The organism is Vibrio nigripulchritudo, from assembly GCF_027924785.1.
Classification (GTDB): domain Bacteria; phylum Pseudomonadota; class Gammaproteobacteria; order Enterobacterales; family Vibrionaceae; genus Vibrio; species Vibrio nigripulchritudo.
In genome coordinates, this window is the sequence record NZ_AP027049.1 from 2,153,549 (window position 1) to 2,172,704 (window position 19,156).

Here is a 19,156-nt window from a genome sequence, read left to right on the forward strand (position 1 = left end):
TTAAAAAACCATTGGAATGGTAAAATCAGCCACTGAACTGTTTTTTCTAATTGCACAGCGTCTTCCTGACATTTGTAAACACTCTAATTCAACAATGTTAATAAACATTATTAAAATACCCAGATTTTTACCTCTAAAAGGAGATCTGAATATCGAATTAACCGTATGATTGGCTAGTATTTACACATACAGCTCAGGGACTATCAATTAATTGCTTACAAAACTCCCGCCAATCCCAATAAACCTACCGGTAGAAGCAAAATCCACTGAGGAAGAGAGAGCCAAAGGTTTGGTAATTTCCAGCGCCAGGAAATCCACAAAAACAAAAATGCAAAAAGAATGTATTGAACAGAAATAAAGCCAACGCTTAAAGACTTATCCCGGTCAAATGCAGATAAAATAAGCCAGAAACCAGTAGAAAATAAAACGATGGTGACCATATGCCAGCATGCATACATTACACTTTTTACCGATGTTTTCATTTCGGTCGCCATAAATGGTCTTACCGGATCGTAATGCCCCGCAATTAAATGAACAAACGCACAGAAAATTGCAGCGGCTCCTGAAGCTAACCACCAATAATTTGCAATAGCCATAAATTCATCCCTTACAATTGAAACGTAATTTGAGCGTTTGCACGCTGAAAAATTTGTAAATACCCATACAAAACCCGTTCATAAAAAAGAACATCTCCTCTCGGATTGAAAGGCATTTTTTCATCATGATGTGCATGAAAGGCTATGGTCATCCCCTGCTCCATATAACCGGGATTAGATTTAAAGCAGAACCCTTTATCACTCAGTAATTTTGATTTCCACGCAACAAACTCTTTAAAACGTTCTTCAAAGCCATTAAGTCTTTCTGTATTCACACCAGATAGATAAAAGTGACCAACCCACTTTTTAACTTCAGAAAGGTTTTGTGACTGATAGGCTTTTAACATTGAAAGAAACCCGTCTGCCGTTTCTCTATCGATGGGAAATGTGCTACCAAAATCCAGTAATTGAATGGTTTGATTTTCTGAGATAAGGAAGTTGCCTATGTTCGGATCGGAATGAAAGCGTTGCCCACTGCGGAGTGTTTCCAAAAAAAGCGTTAACAAACGCTGGCACACTAAATTTATATTTTTCTGGCTTGGTTGTGTTGCCAGCCATTCGTCTAAATGCATTCCCTCGACATAATGGGTGGTTAACACTTTTGCTGTACAGAACTCTTCTACTGGATTCACAACGCCAACACCATCAATCTTCAGTGATGAGAAAAACTGCGTTTGCTCCAATTCATGAAGGTAATCGACTTCCTCAAGTAAGCTTTTTTCTATATAGGGCAAAGATTGTTTGAAGTTGTATTCGCTAGGTAGAAGTTTTAATAGCTGGCGCAACGTAGCCATGTCTGATCGAATGGTCTGATCTATTCCCGGATATTGAATTTTCACAGCCAGACTGTTGCCATTCTGATCTTTCGCCAGGTGAACCTGCCCCAAGCTTGCCGCTGCAAAAGGCGTATTTTCAAACGACGCAAACAATGTTTCCGGGTACTGACCAAACTGACTATGGATGATTTTTCTGGCCAAAGCCCGGTTGATACCGGGTACCTGATAGCATGATTTACCTAACTCTTTTCGAATCGATTCAGGGACATGAACCTGATTCATGCAAAGCATCTGAGCAACTTTTAACCCGGTACCACGAAGTTTGGTTAACGCTTTGAATAATATTTCCGCCACTTCCTGATCAACCAGTTCATCGCTAGAAGTGTCCGAAGCGTTGTTCAAACCGATCAGCTTTTTCGCCTTTTGAGACACTTTCTTGGATCCAGCCCGAACCACTGCCTGAACAACAACAGAGCTTCGACCAATTTTCCCCGTTGGAATATCCGTCATAATGGCTATCTCCGTTTAATGGTTCTGACTGTACTCATCGCTTTAGTCAGATAGTCAAAACCAGAGAACAGATGATGACGGAATAGAAATGAAAGCATGTCCCCAGCACGATTCAACACGCCACTTTCCAGAACCGACATAGCAAACGCCAGACTAAGATCAATCAATTGCGTGGTTTGCGTGAAGTCTTCGCTGTCGTCTTTAAGCCAGTAAGCCAGAATTCCAACATAGTAGTCCCAGAATAAGGATGGGAGAAAGCTGCTTCCAGCTTGCGGTTCGAGTTCTTCATTCTCGTAAGCTAAATGCAAATATCCTTCAAATGTTTCGGACACCTTGGCTCTGATTGGTGCCATTGAACCAAATTTTGCTAATGGAGATAAATAAGCCAGATCGAATGCTTCTGAAACAAATTCGCGATTCGACAGAAGTAGACTCAGGTTGGTTTCAATAAAGCACTGAACTTTTTCATGTAATTGGTAGGATTCAAATTCTTCAATAGTATCCAGCTCTTTCAAAGTGTCTTCCATCACCACTTCAAAATAGCCATAGAGAATCTTCTCTTTACTTGGAAAGTAATTGTAGATCGTCGCATCACCCACTTCTGCAGCTTTTGCAATTTTCCTCATTGAGACATTTTTAAAACCGTCCTCTGACATTAAATCGACCGCCGCATCAATAATTCTGCGCCTAACCTCTGCCTTTTTATCCTTCATTTTCATATCAAATTACCAAAACCGAAAACACTACGATTAAAATATGATCAATTTGACGTTTTGTCTATAGTATTTTCATATATTGTATTTTACGTCTGCTATTTACAGATCGCTAAAATGCAATTCATCACCAACACAACGATGAAACAATCCAATCAAATACCTAACAAAATGATGACATTAGATATCTCTGCCTATGCAACAATTCACACCATCACCTACAGTTTGAATTAGTCACAAACTGTGTTTATCCCTAATTGAGACTCATGAGCCATTTGCTCTAGCCCGCTTTTAGCGGGCTTTTCTTTTTTCAGCACACTAAAGCTGTCGAAAAATTCTTCACTCCACAATCAAAATCTGCGCAAACGCTTTTCGAAAACACCCTAAATCTTTAGTTCTGGTTTACCTGTCACGAATGCGGTGGTCTAATACGGATGAACGCTTAATTTATTGGAAACCATTCATGTCAAAAGAAAACCAGCCGACTCTGTTCTTTTTCGATTACGAAACCTGGGGGACCAGCCCCGCTAAAGATCGACCTAGCCAGTTTGCCGGAGTTCGCACAGACATGGATCTGAATATCATAGGCGAACCGCTTGTCATTTATTGCCAGCCTCCCTCTGATTACCTCCCTTCACCTGAAGCCGCGCTTATTACTGGAATCTCTCCACAAACAGCTGTGAGTAAAGGGCTACCCGAGCCTGAGTTCATTAAAAAGATTCACGATGAACTTTCTACGCCAAATACCACAAGCCTTGGTTACAACAGCATTCGATTTGATGACGAAGTCTCTCGCTATACTCTTTATCGAAACTTTTATGACCCGTATGCCTGGAGCTGGCAGCACGGAAACTCTCGATGGGATTTGCTGGACGTAATGCGAGCCTGTCACGCACTTCGACCTGAAGGTGTGAACTGGCCTCAACGTGATGATGGCTATACAAGCTTTAAGCTAGAGCATCTGTCTGTTGCCAATGGCATAGAACACGAAAATGCACACGATGCGATGGCGGATGTGATTGCGACCATCGAAATGGCTAAGAAGGTTAAGGAAGCGCAACCAAAGCTGTTCGATTACCTATTCAGCATGCGCCACAAAAAGAAACTCAATGAGCTTGTCGATATCGTCAACATGACACCTTTGATGCACGTCTCCGGTATGTTGGGTGCAGAATGCTCCTACACTTCGTGGATGGTTCCTGTCGCGTGGCACCCAACCAATCAAAATGCTGTCGTCATGATCAATCTTGCCATGGACCCAAGCCCGCTTATTGAGCTGGATTCCGCACAGCTGAAAGAACGTCTCTATACTAAAAGAGATCAGCTTTCCGAAGGGGAACTTCCAGTACCGATAAAACTCGTTCACCTAAACAAATGCCCTGTCCTAGCACCTGCAAAAACGTTAACCGCGGAAAACGCAGAAACAATAGGTATTGATCGCGAGCAGTGCTTAAAAAACCTTGCCATAATTCGCCAACACCCTGAAATTAGGGAAAAGCTTATTGAGCTTTACCAGAATCAAAACGAGTATGACGTAGACCCAGATGTCGACACTCAGCTCTATAACGGATTCTTCTCTTCGGCAGACAAGACAGCCATGGAGATCATTCGAGAGAAATCACCTGAACAACTCGCTGGCTTGGATTTGAATGTAAAAGACGCACGAATCGCACCTCTGCTTTTCCGCTATCGTGCTCGTCACTATCCATGGACTTTGGACGAAACGGAACAAGCGAAATGGGCAGCACATTGTCGTGAGTATTTTGAAAGCAACTTACCGGAATACATGCAGAATCTGGAAAACTTAGTTCACGAACATGACGGTGACGAGAAAAAGATTGCCTTGCTAAAATCCGTATACCATTACGTTGAAAAATTGGTCTCTTAAGGATTCGGCAATGCTACAACGCGTCTTAGGGTACGCAATTTCATTTCTGGTTATTATGGCCTGCCTGCTGGTGGGTCTTACTATTCAACATTTGCTCGGGCTCGCCATTCCGGGCAGTATTTTTGGTATGCTGATTCTGTTCTTTCTTCTTGTAATGGGTTGGATCCCCGTTGAGTGGGTAAGACCAACATCGCAACTGTTTATCCGTTATATGGTTCTGCTTTTTGTCCCAATCAGCGTAGGGCTGATGAACCACTTTGACATGCTGGTGGCAAATGCGCTTCCCATTCTGGCGAGTGCCGTTGGTGGGACAGCCATTGTGCTTATCTTGTTGGCGCTCGGATTAGAAAAGCTGTTAAAAGGAGCAAGCTAATGTGGGTGCTTCTAACTGTAGTGGTTTTCTTTTTTGCCCGAAGTATTGCAAGAAAATTCAATAGCCCAATCGCGAACCCCCTGGTTATCAGCGTTTCTATCATCATCCCTGTCTTAGTTTATTCTGGTGTAGACTTCGACACCTATTATGAACAGAACAAATGGTTTAGCTACTTACTTCAGCCTGCTGTGGTGGCACTCGCCTACCCTCTATATGAGCAGTTGCCCGAGATCCGAGCTCGCTGGAAGATCATTCTTCTTGCTTGTGGAGTGGGTAGTGTTATGTCTATGTTTTCATCTTCGATGATTGCGCATTATCTAGGTACGGATCACGCTCTGATAGCAAGTTTACTGGGGAAATCAGTGACGACACCTATTGCGATGGAAGTATCCAGCTATCTGGGAGGCGAACCCGCCGTTGCCGCTATTCTGGTATTACTTGTTGGCGTTTTTGGAGCGGTTTTCGCTTACCCAATTTATAACTTAATTGGCATTACTCATCCTATTGCACGAGGTCTAACCATGGGTACAGTTTCTCATGCTTTAGGTACGGCTGCGTGCGCAGATAAGAACCCTAAAGACGCGGCATTTAGCTCCCTTGCTCTCGTCGTGTGTGGGGTGCTCACGTCGGTTCTTGCTCCCGCTTTCTTCGCTCTTGTTGTGTGGTTGGGATAGCTCTCCCAGCCATATAAAACTGCTCAAATATCGCACTATCAATCATTCTGTTAATAATTTTGACTTCGCTCGCACCTTTATGTGATGTAATCAATTACAAGTTGAATATCACTCACAAAATGCAACACAGCAATCCATTACACAATTTTACGTGATTTACATCACTGTGTGAGCGTGTATATTTCCTAGAATAACGTTGTATGTACCCAAAAGGATAAAAAATGAACGCTAGGATTTTAAAGGCGATTAAAGAACTTCCATCTGCTCTCGCACATGCGCTTGAAGAAATTACCTCTCAGCCAAGTTATGATGCGACTCTGTCTTCTGAGCAGTTCTCTCACCTAATGGAAGTATCTGGGCTTAAAGATGAAGACCTGAGAGTCGCTCTGTTACCCGTGGCTGCTGCCTACTCTCATGCTCCTATTTCTAATTTTTACGTTGGCGCTATTGCCCGTGGTCTTTCTGGCAGACTTTATTTTGGTGCGAATGTAGAATTTCTGAACGTCCAACTCGGCCAAACCATTCATGCGGAACAATGTGCAATTTCACACGCCTGGATGAAAAAAGAACATGGCATCAAAGACATTACTGTTAACTTCAGTCCGTGCGGGCATTGTCGCCAATTCATGAATGAATTGAACACAGCAACGGAGCTCTCGGTTCAGCTTCCCCATCGTCAGCCCAAAACTCTGCATGAATATCTGCCAGAGGCATTTGGACCTCAGGATATCGGGATTGAGTCTGCATTGATGACAGAAATCGACCATGGCAAATCGTTTGAAAGCGACAAGTCTCTGGTCAATGCAGCCCTGAATGCCTTAAACATGAGCCACGCGCCATACTCACATAATTTAAGTGGTGTTGCGGTACAGACCGAGAGCGGTGCTGAATATTCTGGCGCGTATGCTGAAAATGCAGCCTTCAACCCTAGCCTACCTCCGCTTCAGGTCGCACTTATTCAACTGCTTCTGGCTGAAGATTCTTTGGAACGCATCACTAATGCCGTCTTAATCGAATCAAATTCTGGCACGTCAAGCCACTTCGCGAACACTCAGGCAACGCTTCAAGCCATTAATCCAGACATATCTCTCGAATACATTTCGCTATAAAAAACAACATTTCCTTAAACATTAAGACCTTGTTATCACAAGGTCTTAATACTTTATCTCTGATTGAAAGTCATTGAAGGCAAACGATTGCGTGGCACGTAAATTTCAGTATGATTCGCGTCAGGTTCTCGAATAAAGGTTTAGGAAAATGTTTGGTACTGCGACAAGTAAAAATGCAACTCGTGTCCTTCTGCTTGGTTCTGGTGAACTAGGTAAAGAGGTAGCGATAGAGTGTCAAAGGTTGGGGCTAGAAGTCATCGCCTGTGACCGTTACCCTGACGCTCCAGCGATGCAAGTAGCTCACCGTTCACATGTTCTGGATATGCTTGATGCAAAAGCATTAAGTGACATCATTGAGCAAGAAAAGCCAGATTATGTCGTGCCTGAGATTGAAGCCATTGCCACGGATAAGCTGGTCGAGCTTGAAGCACAAGGGTTAAATGTCGTTCCAACAGCAAATGCCACCAAGCTCACTATGAACCGTGAGGGAATCCGACGTTTAGCCGCGGAAGAGCTTCAGATCCAAACATCTCCATACCGTTTCGCAGACAACTACGACGATTTCGCCAGTGCGGTGAACTTTGTAGGCATCCCTTGTGTTGTAAAGCCGATCATGAGTTCATCGGGCAAAGGACAAAGTGTGATTAAGAGCGAAAGCGACATACAGAAAGCATGGGATTATGCTCAGGAAGGCGGTCGTGCTGGTGCGGGTCGAGTTATTGTCGAAGGCTTTATCGATTTCGACTACGAAATAACGCAGCTCACTGTGAGAGCTTCAGATGGCGTGCATTTCTGTGATCCCATTGGTCACAGACAAGAAGATGGTGACTACCGTGAGTCATGGCAACCGCAGGTGATGTCAGAAGCTGCCAAAGAAAAAGCTCAGGAAGTCGCCGGTAAGGTAGTTAATGCGCTTGGAGGATACGGCATTTTTGGCGTGGAGCTGTTTGTAAAAGGTGACAACATCATCTTCAATGAAGTGTCCCCTCGCCCACATGATACTGGTCTTGTTACTTTGATCTCTCAAGAGCTTTCCGAGTTTGCTCTGCATGTTCGTGCATTCACTGGTCTGCCTATCAATCAGATTACTCAGTATGGACCTTGTGCATCAGCCGTTATCTTGGGGCAAGGCACATCAGAAAACATTCGGTTTGAGGGCGTAAGTGAAGCGCTGAATGCCCCTCAGACTCAACTTCGTCTATTTGGTAAGCCCGATATTGATGGAAGACGCCGATTAGGGGTTGTCCTCACTCGTCGCGATGACACTGATCAGGCGATTTCAGACGCCGTAAACGCAGCCTCAAAAGTGAAAGTAGTTTACTGATTTGTCGCTATAAAGTAAGAAGAGCAGCCGAATGGCTGCTCTTCTCACTCAATTAACCAGGTCTCTTCTGCAAATCGCGAAAGCCCTTTCTTTATCCGATGATGTGTTTTGTCTGCGTCGTCTCGCGCTAGATGCGTAACCTTGAAGCCATCAAACAAACTCAGTACTTCATCTTTCGGAACACTGAATGGAGGTCCTGCCATTTCTTCCTGTGGGTAGTCCAAGGTCACTAACAAAATCTTTCCACCCGGTAAAAGCAAGGATTTCAATCTTTCTACGTAGCTCGATCTCAGATCCTTTGGCAGAGCAATTAACGCTGCTCTATCATAAATCAGCTCTACTGGTTCAATGGGCGCTGTGAAGTAGTCACCGGTGTAGATGTTCAGCTCGTCAAACTGATACCAGTCATGCTGAGATGACACAGTAGTCACAGTTGGAGTATAAAAATGTTCCGCGAAGAAGGCTCGCACGGCAATATCACTTAACTCGACACCTTGTACGTTGTCATGCTTTTGTGCCAGCCACACCAAATCTTCTGATTTTCCACACAAAGGGACGAACACCTTTTGCTCTCGACTGGGAGAAAGTTTCTCCCAGTATTTAATCAACAACGGGTTGACGTCTTCCAGATGAAAACCGATCTGGTTTGATGCCCATTTTTGATGCCAAATCTCTTGGTCTTGCATGTTATTGCCCTAAGCTACCGTTTTGTAAAGCATATCTAATACCATTCGCTTGGAAAAGTCTGATATGCCGTATTTATGCGAATAAAGATGATATGCCTAACGCTCTACTTCTGTGTTTTGTTCGTTTGAAAGTGAATAAAAATGTGGAACGCACACTAGAAAATAAAGTTCACACTATGTCTTTGGCAAAAAGATCAAATTGGGTGAAGCTCACACTTTTAACATGTATTGCGTTAAACCTTAATGTTTATCATGGATTTCAAACGGCAATCCTCGTAGTTTGTGCGGCATATAAACAAATAATTATTACGTCAGGTTCAAATATGGCTAAGCGCACCCTTATATTTGGGAATATAAGTGCTGGCAAATCTGCTTTGGCTAAGCAGATATCTGCCCAAACCGGACAGCGGCACATTGAACTGGATGAACTGGCATGGCGAGATCAGAACCATTCTATCGCTGAAAAAATCCAGGTCATTTCAGATGAACTGCAATATCTTAACGAGTCAGGAAACTGGATTGCGGAAGGTGTTTTCGGGCACCCTATATCTCAGTTATGCTCTCACTCCAATCAGGTTATTTTCCTCGATATGCCACTTTCTGTGTGTATTGAACAACTCGAACAACGCTACGGCAATGAACTGAGTGCTTCTGATCTGGAGCGCCAGAGGCTTTGGGCAGAATCTTATTATCACAGAGATACTGCAAATTCTTATGCATATCATAGTGAGCTATTCGATCGCTTTTCAGACTCTAAAATCAGAATTTCATCTAAAGAGCAGCTGAAGTCTTTCTTATCCGAACTTGCCACACAAAATTCTGAGCACAACCTCACACTTATTAGCTAACATTCCCAAATGGGGTTGGAACTTGTTGTTCTTATCCCCATCTAACTATTGTCTGGCAAATAAAGACAATTCAAATTCTTAGCAACGCAGTGCCCTTTGAGTATCCACTTTACTGTCGCTTACTAGGAGTGTGAATGAACCTGTTTCTCAAAACGACGGCTTTGATGCTTTTGCTTCTGAGCAAGGCACCTCTCGCAGCCGTTACATCACCTGCTTATAACTCAGACTCTCCTCGTTCTGGTACGTCTCAAAACCAGCTTAATCCCAATCGATTCAGACACAGCTTAAGCGGTCTTTACAGCATTCAGTCAATGAATACTCAGCCCGTTCAGCCTTATTCCGATTTTGATGTTTTATACTCGAAAGCACATCAAGCTCAGTTTGAGTTAGAAAGCTTGTGTAAGACAACCGCAATGCTCAGTGGTACTTCCCCTTACTTCGCAGGAGTGAAAAGCAAAGAAAGAGCGCAAGAGAAAATTGAAAAAGAACTGAATGGTGAAGTTTCAAGAATTACCGATCTTGCCCGAGCTACTTTAGTTGCAGACGATATTTCCAGCCTGGTTGCTTCTTATGAAATGCTTCATCAAAATGCCAAGATTCTGAAGGTCAAGAACCGCTTTAAGTCCCCCACACCTTCAGGCTATCGAGACCTAAACGTGTTACTGGAGCTTCCGGGAACCAAAATCGTAGCTGAAGTACAGCTTCATCTGAGTGATATTGCTGAAGTTAAAAGCGGAGCTGAGCACAAAATCTACCAGAATATACAGATGATAGAGCGAACCGCGGTGATTGAATCTCGCGAGCTCAGTGTAAGAGAACAGGAAAAGATCAAAGCATTGAGGTCACAAGCGAAAACCTTGTATCAAAGAGCCTGGCAACCATACATTGCCCCGCAAGCTGCATAACCCTTCATTCAAATACTTCAAATAGCAAAAAGGCACGGTTACCGTGCCTTTTGTTCGAAATATGCCAACTAACTTGAGCAAACTCGCCTAAACGAGACCATCTGCCTCAGAATATTATTGACCTTCGAAAACCAAGAAGTTGCCAGACTTAAGGTTTGTACCTTAAGTCAAGCAACTTCAACAGTTGAACACTGCAAGCAGCAAAGCGAATGAGTCGTAAACCAGTGTAAGTCAAAAAGACCACGTCGAAGTGGTCTATTTGCTTAGGCTACTTTTCAACCTTGATGTTCTCGACTCGGGCTTTTAATTTCTGACCTGGTCGGAACGTAACTACGCGTCGAGCAGTAATCGGAATGTCTTCGCCCGTTTTAGGGTTACGACCTGGTCTTTCATTTTTATCACGAAGATCGAAATTCCCGAAGCCAGACAGTTTTACCTGTTCGCCACTTTCTAGGGCTTTTCGAACTTCCTCGAAAAACACTTCAACCGTTTCCTTGGCATCCCGTTTACTGTATCCGAGCTTTTCAAACAGGTTCTCAGCCAAATCGGCCTTTGTGAGCGCCATAAAACTTCCCTCAAAGCTGTGTTAAACATTAGCTACAAAACTTGTAGCGCCAAAGCATTTTGTAGAGCCAATTTAGTAACTTAAGACCCCACAAACAAAAGTGTATGCCAAGCTTATGATTTTCGCCAATTTTTTTCTTTTGAGATCTTACGCAATATTTGTAAGTAGCTGATAATTTACTCAACAGATGGAATGATTTTAAGAAAATCCACCCAAGAAACAACCATTAACAAGAATATTAAGCTAATAAATATCAAATAAACAGGACAATAATCCAATGTAAATTTTGTGTACTTTTTCTGTTTTTTCCCAAACAATTCATAAAGTTGAGACAGTTTTTGCGATCTTTTGCGATTAAAAACACATCAATTATGAAACACAAATCAGACCATTTGAACGCATAGCAACTTGTTCATTCTGTGCTCCATATATAAACAATCAGACTTGTTTCCCAAAACCGATGAAAACTACCTCCTGACAACATAATAAACAGAATTCTGGATACGCTTGCGGACTAGAAACTCCACTTTAACTGGGCGTAGAATGCCGTTCCGGGTGACTTTCCAAATACGCTATTGCTTCTCCCGTCAAAGCGCTGAACAACACCTATCAGTTGGGTATTATCCGACAATGAGTAACTGGCGTTTCCGCCATAGAATATAGAACCATCACTATATATCGTCGAACTCAATGTCGCTCTGAGCAATGGAGACACATCAAAACCCAAATCTGCATAGCCCGTAAAACGAGAAAAACTCATTGTTCTCGCCGTCAAGGGCATGTTCAGAAACTTGATGGCATTATCAACTTCTTGCGGTTGTGATATATAAAGTGCTGCAATTCGCCCAAGCCAGTTCTGTGTTCCTCCAAAACTGTAATCGCTTTCTAGGCTAGCAATCACACTGTTTTTTAGTTTTATTTTATTGACTTGGTTTTCATCGGGCTTGAAGTAGCTAATTTCTCCCTTTAAGCCTGCGCCTTTAACATCCCCGGCAAACCCAGATCCAATTACTCTATCGGTCTTGGATTTACCTGCCATTACCTGATAATCCCACCCAGATTCGTTACCTAAATAGCGAATAGAGTAGCTATTACTCTCATCATTTTTACCGGGAGAGAACACAATATCGATACCACTGGCAAATCCCAGATTCTTACCAATCAGTATTGCATCGGTGCCGCCCTTTTCTTCATAGTCGAAATCGTAAATAGAATAGGTATTGTAGATATCGTTCGGATTCCAGAGCGTGGTCATCGCCCAATTAACCCGAAATCGCCCTGCTCTGGCGTACCAAGAGTCCTGATTCCAATTTACATAGGCTCGATCAAACTGAGTCGTTCCAATCACTTTGTCTTTCTCAAGCCAGTTTGTTGTGAGGTCGAAATACCCCGAGTCTTTACCAATAAGATCTGCATAGTTTGGCGCACGGCTTACAGAATCTCCCCACAGTACCCGGTTACGCATGCTGACGTTAGCACGCCATTGAGAATTGAAACGATATTCAAAATTGAATCGCTGATGCACTAAGTGATCAACAACATTATCACTGCCTGAATCTGGTACATTCACCGTTGCCATGTACTTTGCGTAACCACCTAAGTCCCAATTGCTTTCGGGTGCTAGCCCCGGAACTTGTGCAGCCGCAGATAGTGAAAGTAAAAAGCCGATTAATCCACAAACGTTCCTCATGCGAGTTCCGCCTTGTGAACAGAGGATTGCCGTTTGTCTTCTTTCAGAGAGCCATCTTCAAAAACAATAACGCGTTTGGCACGCTTGATGACTCGGGGATCGTGGGTTGAAAATATGAACGTTGTCCCTTCTTCTCGGTTTAACCTTTCCATAATGTCCAATAGCTCAGATGTGCTTTTGGCGTCTAAGTTAGCCGTAGGCTCATCTGCCATTACAAACCTTGGAGCAGGTGCTAAAGCTCGCGCGACAGCCACACGTTGCTGTTGACCTCCTGACAGTTTCGCTGGCACTTTATGCATCTGATCTTCCAAACCAACTTTAATAAGAAGGTCCGTGGCACGCTGAACACATTCAGACGAACCTCTGCCCTGTAACTGCATAACAAACTCGACATTTTCCAATGCAGTAAGAACAGGAAGCAGGCTGTAGTCCTGAAAGATAAAGCCAATATTGTCGCGACGAAATGCAATCAGATTTTTTTCAACCAAATCGCAGATATTGCAACCTTCGATTTCAACGCTGCCCGACGTTGGTTCATCAATTCCACCCAACATATTGAGAAGAGTTGTTTTTCCCGATCCAGATGGTCCCATTACCGCAACAAACTCACCTTGTTCAATAGTAAGGTTTAAGTCTTTTACTGCATGTACGGGAAAGTCACTGTCCTGATTATAGGTTTTTCGTAAACCTTGAATTTGAATAGTCATAATTAATGTTTCTCCGACATGGCTTGAACGGGTTGCTTTTTCAGGATTTGACGCGCGGGGTAAAGGGCAGCGACGATACTCGCGACGACCACAGTAACAACAATAAGCTGGTATTCAGCTAGCTGGATTCTCGGGTATAGCATGGTATCAACGCCATAGGCGCCCAGCGCATCAGACATAATGCTAAGATCCAACCCAAAGGCATGAAGTGTCGAAATCAGAGCAATGCTACTCAGAACACCCAATAGTGCGCCTAAGGCGCCAAGCAATGTCGCTTCAAGCAGGAGCAATGTGAAGATACGGTGTTTTTGCATTCCTACCGCCATTAGAACACCGAACTCTCGTGTACGTTCAAAGACCGACATCAACAGTATATTTACAATGCCAAAACCCATAGCAATGACAAACACACCCAGTATCAGAGTGTTGCTGGTTGCCATGCTCCCCTGCATCGACGCCAGCAAAGGCTGAACCTTCTGCCAGCCTCGTACTTCCACCTCCGATGAGACAAGCTTTTCTAAGTCCTGCACCATAGCTTCCAAAGACGGTTTGGAGGCATCTTTCAACAGTATCGCAATTTCGTGTGCACCTTCTAAACCGGCTAACTTGGTGAGATCGGATTTCCTTACATAGACGTTTCCGTCGTCAAAGCTGCTTGAAGGCGTTTTGAATATACCGCGAACTCGAAATGCTGCCCCTGCGACTTCGTTGTCTGCTCCAGAGAAAGTCAAAACCACTTTGGAACCAATTCTGAGCTTTAATCGCTGAGCGGTCTTTTCTGAGACCAGAACGGGATTTCTCCCCTCCTCAGACAGCCACTCACCTTCAGTAAGATGATCCGAAAGAGGCGTAATGGCTTTTTCATCATGTAAATTGACACCGTTAATCCGGGTTCCACGAGTACTTCGGGCAGAAGCAATCATGCCATTGACCAAGAAACGGGATGACACCGCTTTTACCCCGCTCTTCGATTCAATGCTTTCTTTTAAGGAGTCACTGCTTGGGATAAGTGCGTGTAGATCTGGGTTATCAATGTAAGAGCGTTGATGGATCTGGACGTGGCTTGTCTGCCAGGAAATAGCATTACTGAGCATGCTGTCCATCAGACCGTTCATAAAGCCCATAATGGATACCACACCGAGCAACCCAAATACCATTGCACCGAGCATGATGCCGGTACGAATCTTGTTGCGCCACAGGTTGCGCCAGGCAAGTTTAATCAGCATGGGCACCTCCTTTCAGGGCACTCACCAGATTGAGCTTGTAAACTCTTATCAGAGGGTAAATCAAACAAAGCAGGAGCAGACCAAGCACAATCATGGCTTGATTTAGATAGAGCGTCCCTGACAGGGCAAACGGTAAAACTGGCTCCATTCCTGCTTCCAACATTAGTGTGGCGGTTTCTCCGGTCAGCTCTATTGGGTTGAAATGGAAATAAACAAGCACGGGTGTCGCCAGTATCATTCCCATTACTGATCCCAGAAGCCCAATCAAAACCGATTCAATACCAATTAAGGTCAGTAAGCGAGAACGTAACAATCCCGTTGCCAGCATCACGCCGAACTCACGTTGCCTTTCAAGTGTCATCATTAGAATGGTGGCGAACAGACCAAACCCTACGACCCCATAAAGCACTAGCATCATAAAAATGCCGCCGGCTTTATCCATCTGAATATTTTGGGCGGTTTCAGGGGACAAATCAGTCCAGTCACGAACTCGAGTACCTTCGCCATACAATATTTGAAGTTCTGATAACTTGGTTGATAGTTGGCTCAGCGGTTCAATGTGGAGCACCCAACTCGTGACCTTGTCACCTGTGCTGAACATAATCTGTGCCTGATCGATGGGTATATAAACCAGCTGACTCTCAAGCTGAGGAATGGGTAAAGAAATGATTCCAGAAACAAGAAATAAGCCAGCGGCTGTCTGCCCTCGGTAACCTTGCCCATACAAAACCAGTTCGTCGCCAACGGAAAGTTGCATGTATCTTGCGAGAGATTCTCCAACCAATACTTGCTGCTTTCCGGCTTCAAGATAGTGGCCTTGGGAAACCTTTTTCCCAAGACTTGAATACTGGTCTTCTAAGTCAGGTTCAACGCCGACCACCATGATTCCTTTCGACTTATCTTTAGCCGCCGCTAACGCGAAGGATTCAATTCTTGGTAGTAAGTTGGTAATGGCTTCGTCATCTTTAATTGGAGCAATAAATTCTTCAGTGCCGGAGACAAGATCATCAATACTGTTGCTTTCCCCAAACTCTGGATGCTGAAGCTGAATTAGCCCGGTGGAAAGCCGTGCACTGTTGTCGATGCTGTTTTGGTAAGTACCTTCCTGAAGTGAACGCATGGATAAAGACAGAAAGAGTGCAAGTGCCAGCGCAGACGCAGTTAAAATGGTTCTGCGTTTTTGTCGCCAAAGATTACGCCACGCCAATGTGAGTAACATGCTTTAGCCTCCTGATTTAATCTCGCAAGGCTTTCATCTGCGACTGGGAGAAGAAGTCACTTTCAATCTCAAAGTCAAACTGAGCATCGTGGGTAATCATTTCGGTTTTCTGACCCGGTTTGTCGGCTGGCACCATTTCCATTCGGGTAGATACCATTCTTCCACCCAGCTCTTTCACTTCATAGGTACTTAGCGTATTCACGAGCTCGTCAAACTCATCATAGAATTCCACTTTGCGCTGTAAGAACGTTTTTTGAGAAATCCAGAGTTTCACCTTGCTCCAGACCACAGGAGCATCTGGCTTTGCCGTTGCCTCTATCAGCCACATATCTGCGCGATCAAAGGTTTCAGAGCCAAGTAGCTCGTGCGTGTAGTCCACCACAATTGAAGACTGGTTTATCAAATCATCATTGGTGAAATCTGATCCCATCCAGGACTGACCCAGCATAGAGGGGGCGATTTTAATTACTCTCTCAATCCCCGGAAGCCAGTTCCACATTTCGCGATAGCGTTTTAAAGAAGAGGTGCCTTTGTCTTTGGCTGGAGCAGTCACCAGAACCAGAGACAAGTCCTGTCCTTTGCTCCAGGATTTCATGCTCATTGAACGCGTCCAATCAGGGCGAATAATGTTCATGGTAGAAACGGTATAACTCGATTCGCCCCTCATTTGCTGATCGGAACGTTCAATAATTTCTGTTGCGGTCAGTATTTTTTCAGACGAGAGACTTGTTAATGGAAGTACTAATAATAGTGTCGCTAGCCAACGCTTCATGTTGCCTCCTAATATAGGGATATAAACATGATGATATAATTTGGATTAACGATGCGTTAAGGAAGATCAAATTGCTAGACGATTTACAACCTTCTGAATGAAAACGGGATTACAAGTACAAAAAAAGCAGGCTAGTGAGCCTGCTTTTATCGTTTTGGTCAGTATCAGTTAGTCACGTAGTGAAGCGCCAAACTTCTCAGAAACGTGAGCAACGATAGCGTCAACAGCACCTGCGATATCTGCATCTTCAAGCGTGCGCTCAACAGACTGCAGAGTCAGTGCAATAGCCAGGCTCTTCTTGCCTTCCTCGACACCTTTACCTACGTAAACGTCGAATAGCTTCGCGTCTTTCAGGAACTCACCGCCTTGCTCAAGACAAGCACTTACAATATCGCCAGATGCAACCGCTTCGTCTACCACAACCGCGATGTCACGACGGTTTGATGGGAACTTAGAAAGCTGAACAGCTTCTGGGATCACCTTAGAGTTGATTGCAGACCATTCGATTTCAAATACGATGGTGCGACCGTTTAGACCGAACTTACGCTCTAGTTCAGGGTGAACCGTACCAATCACACCCACCTCTTTGCCGTCTACGATGATCGCAGCAGACTGACCCGGGTGAAGTGCTGGGTTAGCTTTTTTGCTTTCAGGAGACAACGCAGCGAAAGAGTATGCTTTTTCGTTAGCAGATAGTTCCAGAATCGCTTCCAAGTCACCCTTAAGGTCGAAGAAATCAACAGTATTTGTTTCGATATCCCAATGCTCTTCACTGCGAGTACCTGCAATAACACCAGCAAGCATAGGCTCTTGGCGCATACCATTCTCAGCAGACTCACAAGGGATGAAACGCAGACCGTATTCGAACAAACGAACACGTGGCTGTTGACGCTTCTGATTATGAACAACCGTGTTAAGCAGACCTTGGATAAGGCCAAGGCGCATCGCAGACATTTCCACTGAGATTGGGAAAGGCAGAACTAATGGCTCAACATCTGGCACGATAAGCTTTTGCTGCTCTGGCTCTACGAAGCTGTAGGTAATGGCTTCGTGATAACCACGGTCAACAAGAAGATCACGAACACGTTTAAGAGGAAGATCCGCTTCAACATGATTGTGCATCTTAAGTGCCGCAGCTGGGTTTTGGTTAGGAATATTATCGTAACCGTAGATACGACCCACTTCTTCAATCAGGTCTTGTTCAATAGCAATATCAAAACGCCATGTTGGCGCAGTCGCTGTCCAGCCTGCCTCTGTCGTCTCAACAGTTAGACCAAGGCGCTCTAGGATTTCAACGACATCGCTGTCTGCAATGTGGTGACCCAATAGGTTGTCAAGCTTAGTGCGACGTAGTGATACTGTATTCGCTTTTGGTAAGTCAGCTTCAGACTCTACTGCAACAACAGGTGCTACTTCACCGCCACAGATTTCAACCAGAAGCTCTGTTGCACGTTCCATTGCGCTTGTTTGCAATGCGAAATCCACACCACGCTCGAAACGCATAGATGAATCAGTGTGTAGACCGTAGCTACGAGCGCGACCACGGATGTGGTCCGGTGCAAAGAATGCACACTCAAGCAGAACGTCTTTTGTTTCTGTAGTTACACCAGACTCCTCACCACCGAAGATACCAGCAATAGCAAGAGCTTTATTGTGGTCTGCAACAACCAGAGTATCTGCGTTTAGTTCAGCTTCAGTGCCGTCCAGAAGAGTTAGCTTCTCGCCCTGCTCTGCCATACGAACAACAATACCGCCTTCGATCTTAGCCAGATCAAACGCGTGCATTGGCTGACCTTGCTCCAGAAGTACGTAGTTAGTGATGTCTACAACAGGATCAATTGAGCGAATACCACAACGGCGCAGTTTTTCCTGCATCCAAAGCGGTGTTTCAGCCTGAACGTTTACGTTCTTAACAACACGACCCAAGTAACGAGGGCATGCTGCAGGTGCTTTAACTTCGATAGACACTTGATCGTCAATCGCTGGAGCAACCGGGTTAACAGCAGGCTCTGTCACGTCAGCGCGATTTAGTACGCCAACTTCACGAGCAAGACCGCGGATGCTGAAGCAGTCCGCACGGTTAGCGGTTAGGTCTACGTCTACTGTTACGTCATTCAGACCAAGGAAGTCACGGAAATCTGTACCGATAACAGCATCTTCAGAAAGCTCTAGAATACCGTCTGATTCAACATCAATGCCCAGCTCTGAGAAAGAACAAAGCATGCCGTGAGATGGCTGACCGCGAAGTTTCGCTTTCTTGATTTTGAAATCGCCAGGTAGCACTGCGCCAACAGTCGCGACAGCAACTTTCAGTCCCTGACGGCAGTTAGGCGCGCCACAAACGATGTCCAGTAGCTCGTCAGCACCAACATCAACTTTGGTTACGCGAAGTTTATCGGCATCTGGGTGTTGTCCACACTCAACAACGTGACCCACTTTAACGCCAGTGAATGAACCTGCAACAGGAAGGACATCGTCAACTTCCAGACCAGCCATGGTAATTTGGTGTGTTAGTTCGTCAGTAGTAACCGAAGGGTTTACCCACTCACGAAGCCAAGTTTCGCTGAATTTCATA

At 44.5% G+C, this 19,156-nt stretch carries 18 protein-coding genes; 7 read left to right on the forward strand and 11 right to left on the reverse strand.

What is annotated here, in order from left to right; all coding sequences use genetic code 11:
- Nucleotides 1-215: 215 nt before the first annotated feature.
- Genes QMG91_RS09885 through QMG91_RS09895 form a run of 3 tightly spaced genes read right to left on the reverse strand, consistent with a single transcriptional unit; the run spans nucleotide 216 to nucleotide 2,601 of the window.
- Entirely contained in the window at nucleotides 216-596 is a 381-nt protein-coding gene (locus QMG91_RS09885) for a hypothetical protein (protein WP_004400064.1), read from the reverse strand.
- 11 nt (nucleotides 597-607) lie between these two features.
- Nucleotides 608-1,882 (reverse strand): ABC1 kinase family protein, encoded by a 1,275-nt coding sequence (locus QMG91_RS09890; protein WP_281826150.1) that lies wholly within the window; start codon nucleotides 1,880-1,882, stop codon nucleotides 608-610.
- Between the two features lie 5 nt (nucleotides 1,883-1,887).
- A complete protein-coding gene (locus QMG91_RS09895) occupies nucleotides 1,888-2,601 on the reverse strand; it encodes a TetR family transcriptional regulator (RefSeq protein WP_281826151.1) in 714 nt (237 codons plus the stop codon).
- 457 nt (nucleotides 2,602-3,058) lie between these two features.
- On the opposite strand from QMG91_RS09895, the gene sbcB reads away from it, so the two are divergent.
- The 5 genes from sbcB (at nucleotide 3,059) to purT (ending at nucleotide 7,963) form a co-directional block, all read left to right on the forward strand.
- Nucleotides 3,059-4,483, forward strand: a complete 1,425-nt coding sequence (gene sbcB / locus QMG91_RS09900; RefSeq protein ID WP_281826153.1) for an exodeoxyribonuclease I — start codon at nucleotides 3,059-3,061, stop codon at nucleotides 4,481-4,483.
- A 10-nt stretch (nucleotides 4,484-4,493) separates the two neighbouring features.
- Nucleotides 4,494-4,856, forward strand: a complete 363-nt coding sequence (locus tag QMG91_RS09905) for a CidA/LrgA family protein (RefSeq protein ID WP_004400117.1) — start codon at nucleotides 4,494-4,496, stop codon at nucleotides 4,854-4,856.
- Nucleotides 4,856-5,530 carry an LrgB family protein gene (locus QMG91_RS09910; RefSeq protein WP_004400118.1) on the forward strand — a complete coding sequence of 225 codons (675 nt, stop codon included), beginning with the start codon at nucleotides 4,856-4,858 and terminating at the stop codon, nucleotides 5,528-5,530. The genes QMG91_RS09905 and QMG91_RS09910 overlap by 1 nt, the downstream gene beginning before the upstream one ends.
- 221 nt (nucleotides 5,531-5,751) lie before the next feature.
- Nucleotides 5,752-6,639: a cytidine deaminase gene (gene cdd, locus QMG91_RS09915; RefSeq protein WP_281826157.1), complete on the forward strand. Its 888-nt coding sequence runs from the start codon at nucleotides 5,752-5,754 to the stop codon at nucleotides 6,637-6,639.
- 148 nt (nucleotides 6,640-6,787) lie between these two features.
- The gene (gene purT / locus QMG91_RS09920) at nucleotides 6,788-7,963 is read left to right on the forward strand and encodes a formate-dependent phosphoribosylglycinamide formyltransferase (protein WP_281826158.1); all 1,176 of its coding nucleotides are present in this window, start codon (nucleotides 6,788-6,790) and stop codon (nucleotides 7,961-7,963) included.
- A 44-nt stretch (nucleotides 7,964-8,007) separates the two neighbouring features.
- Here the strand turns inward: purT and QMG91_RS09925 are convergent, their stop codons facing one another.
- Nucleotides 8,008-8,649, reverse strand: coding sequence for a thiopurine S-methyltransferase (locus QMG91_RS09925; protein WP_281826159.1), 642 nt, complete (start codon nucleotides 8,647-8,649; stop codon nucleotides 8,008-8,010).
- Between the two features lie 92 nt (nucleotides 8,650-8,741).
- Between QMG91_RS09925 and QMG91_RS09930 the strand changes: the two genes are divergently transcribed.
- Both QMG91_RS09930 and QMG91_RS09935 read left to right on the forward strand, forming a co-directional pair.
- A complete protein-coding gene (locus tag QMG91_RS09930; protein ID WP_022592457.1) occupies nucleotides 8,742-9,497 on the forward strand; it encodes a P-loop NTPase family protein in 756 nt (251 codons plus the stop codon).
- Between the two features lie 134 nt (nucleotides 9,498-9,631).
- On the forward strand, nucleotides 9,632-10,402 hold the full coding sequence (locus QMG91_RS09935; protein ID WP_004400123.1) for a RelA/SpoT domain-containing protein: 771 nt from the start codon (nucleotides 9,632-9,634) through the stop codon (nucleotides 10,400-10,402).
- A gap of 268 nt (nucleotides 10,403-10,670) precedes the next feature.
- On the opposite strand, the gene ihfA is transcribed toward QMG91_RS09935, so the two are convergent.
- The 7 genes from ihfA to pheT all read right to left on the reverse strand — a co-directional run bounded on the left by ihfA (nucleotide 10,671) and on the right by pheT (nucleotide 19,155).
- Nucleotides 10,671-10,967: an integration host factor subunit alpha gene (ihfA, locus tag QMG91_RS09940; protein WP_004400124.1), complete on the reverse strand. Its 297-nt coding sequence runs from the start codon at nucleotides 10,965-10,967 to the stop codon at nucleotides 10,671-10,673.
- A 514-nt stretch (nucleotides 10,968-11,481) separates the two neighbouring features.
- Nucleotides 11,482-12,657, reverse strand: a complete 1,176-nt coding sequence (locus tag QMG91_RS09945; RefSeq protein ID WP_281826165.1) for a hypothetical protein — start codon at nucleotides 12,655-12,657, stop codon at nucleotides 11,482-11,484.
- Complete coding sequence (locus QMG91_RS09950) at nucleotides 12,654-13,364, reverse strand: ABC transporter ATP-binding protein (protein WP_281826167.1); 711 nt, start codon at nucleotides 13,362-13,364, stop codon at nucleotides 12,654-12,656. Before QMG91_RS09950 ends, QMG91_RS09945 begins: the two co-directional genes overlap by 4 nt.
- Before the next feature lie 2 nt (nucleotides 13,365-13,366).
- The gene (locus tag QMG91_RS09955; RefSeq protein ID WP_281826169.1) at nucleotides 13,367-14,590 is read right to left on the reverse strand and encodes an ABC transporter permease; all 1,224 of its coding nucleotides are present in this window, start codon (nucleotides 14,588-14,590) and stop codon (nucleotides 13,367-13,369) included.
- Complete coding sequence (locus tag QMG91_RS09960; protein ID WP_281826171.1) at nucleotides 14,580-15,809, reverse strand: ABC transporter permease; 1,230 nt, start codon at nucleotides 15,807-15,809, stop codon at nucleotides 14,580-14,582. The genes QMG91_RS09955 and QMG91_RS09960 overlap by 11 nt, the downstream gene beginning before the upstream one ends.
- A gap of 16 nt (nucleotides 15,810-15,825) precedes the next feature.
- Complete coding sequence (locus tag QMG91_RS09965; protein WP_281826173.1) at nucleotides 15,826-16,581, reverse strand: outer membrane lipoprotein-sorting protein; 756 nt, start codon at nucleotides 16,579-16,581, stop codon at nucleotides 15,826-15,828.
- Nucleotides 16,582-16,749: 168 nt separating this feature from the next.
- Entirely contained in the window at nucleotides 16,750-19,155 is a 2,406-nt protein-coding gene (pheT, locus tag QMG91_RS09970) for a phenylalanine--tRNA ligase subunit beta (RefSeq protein ID WP_281826175.1), read from the reverse strand.
- Nucleotide 19,156 lies beyond the last annotated feature (1 nt).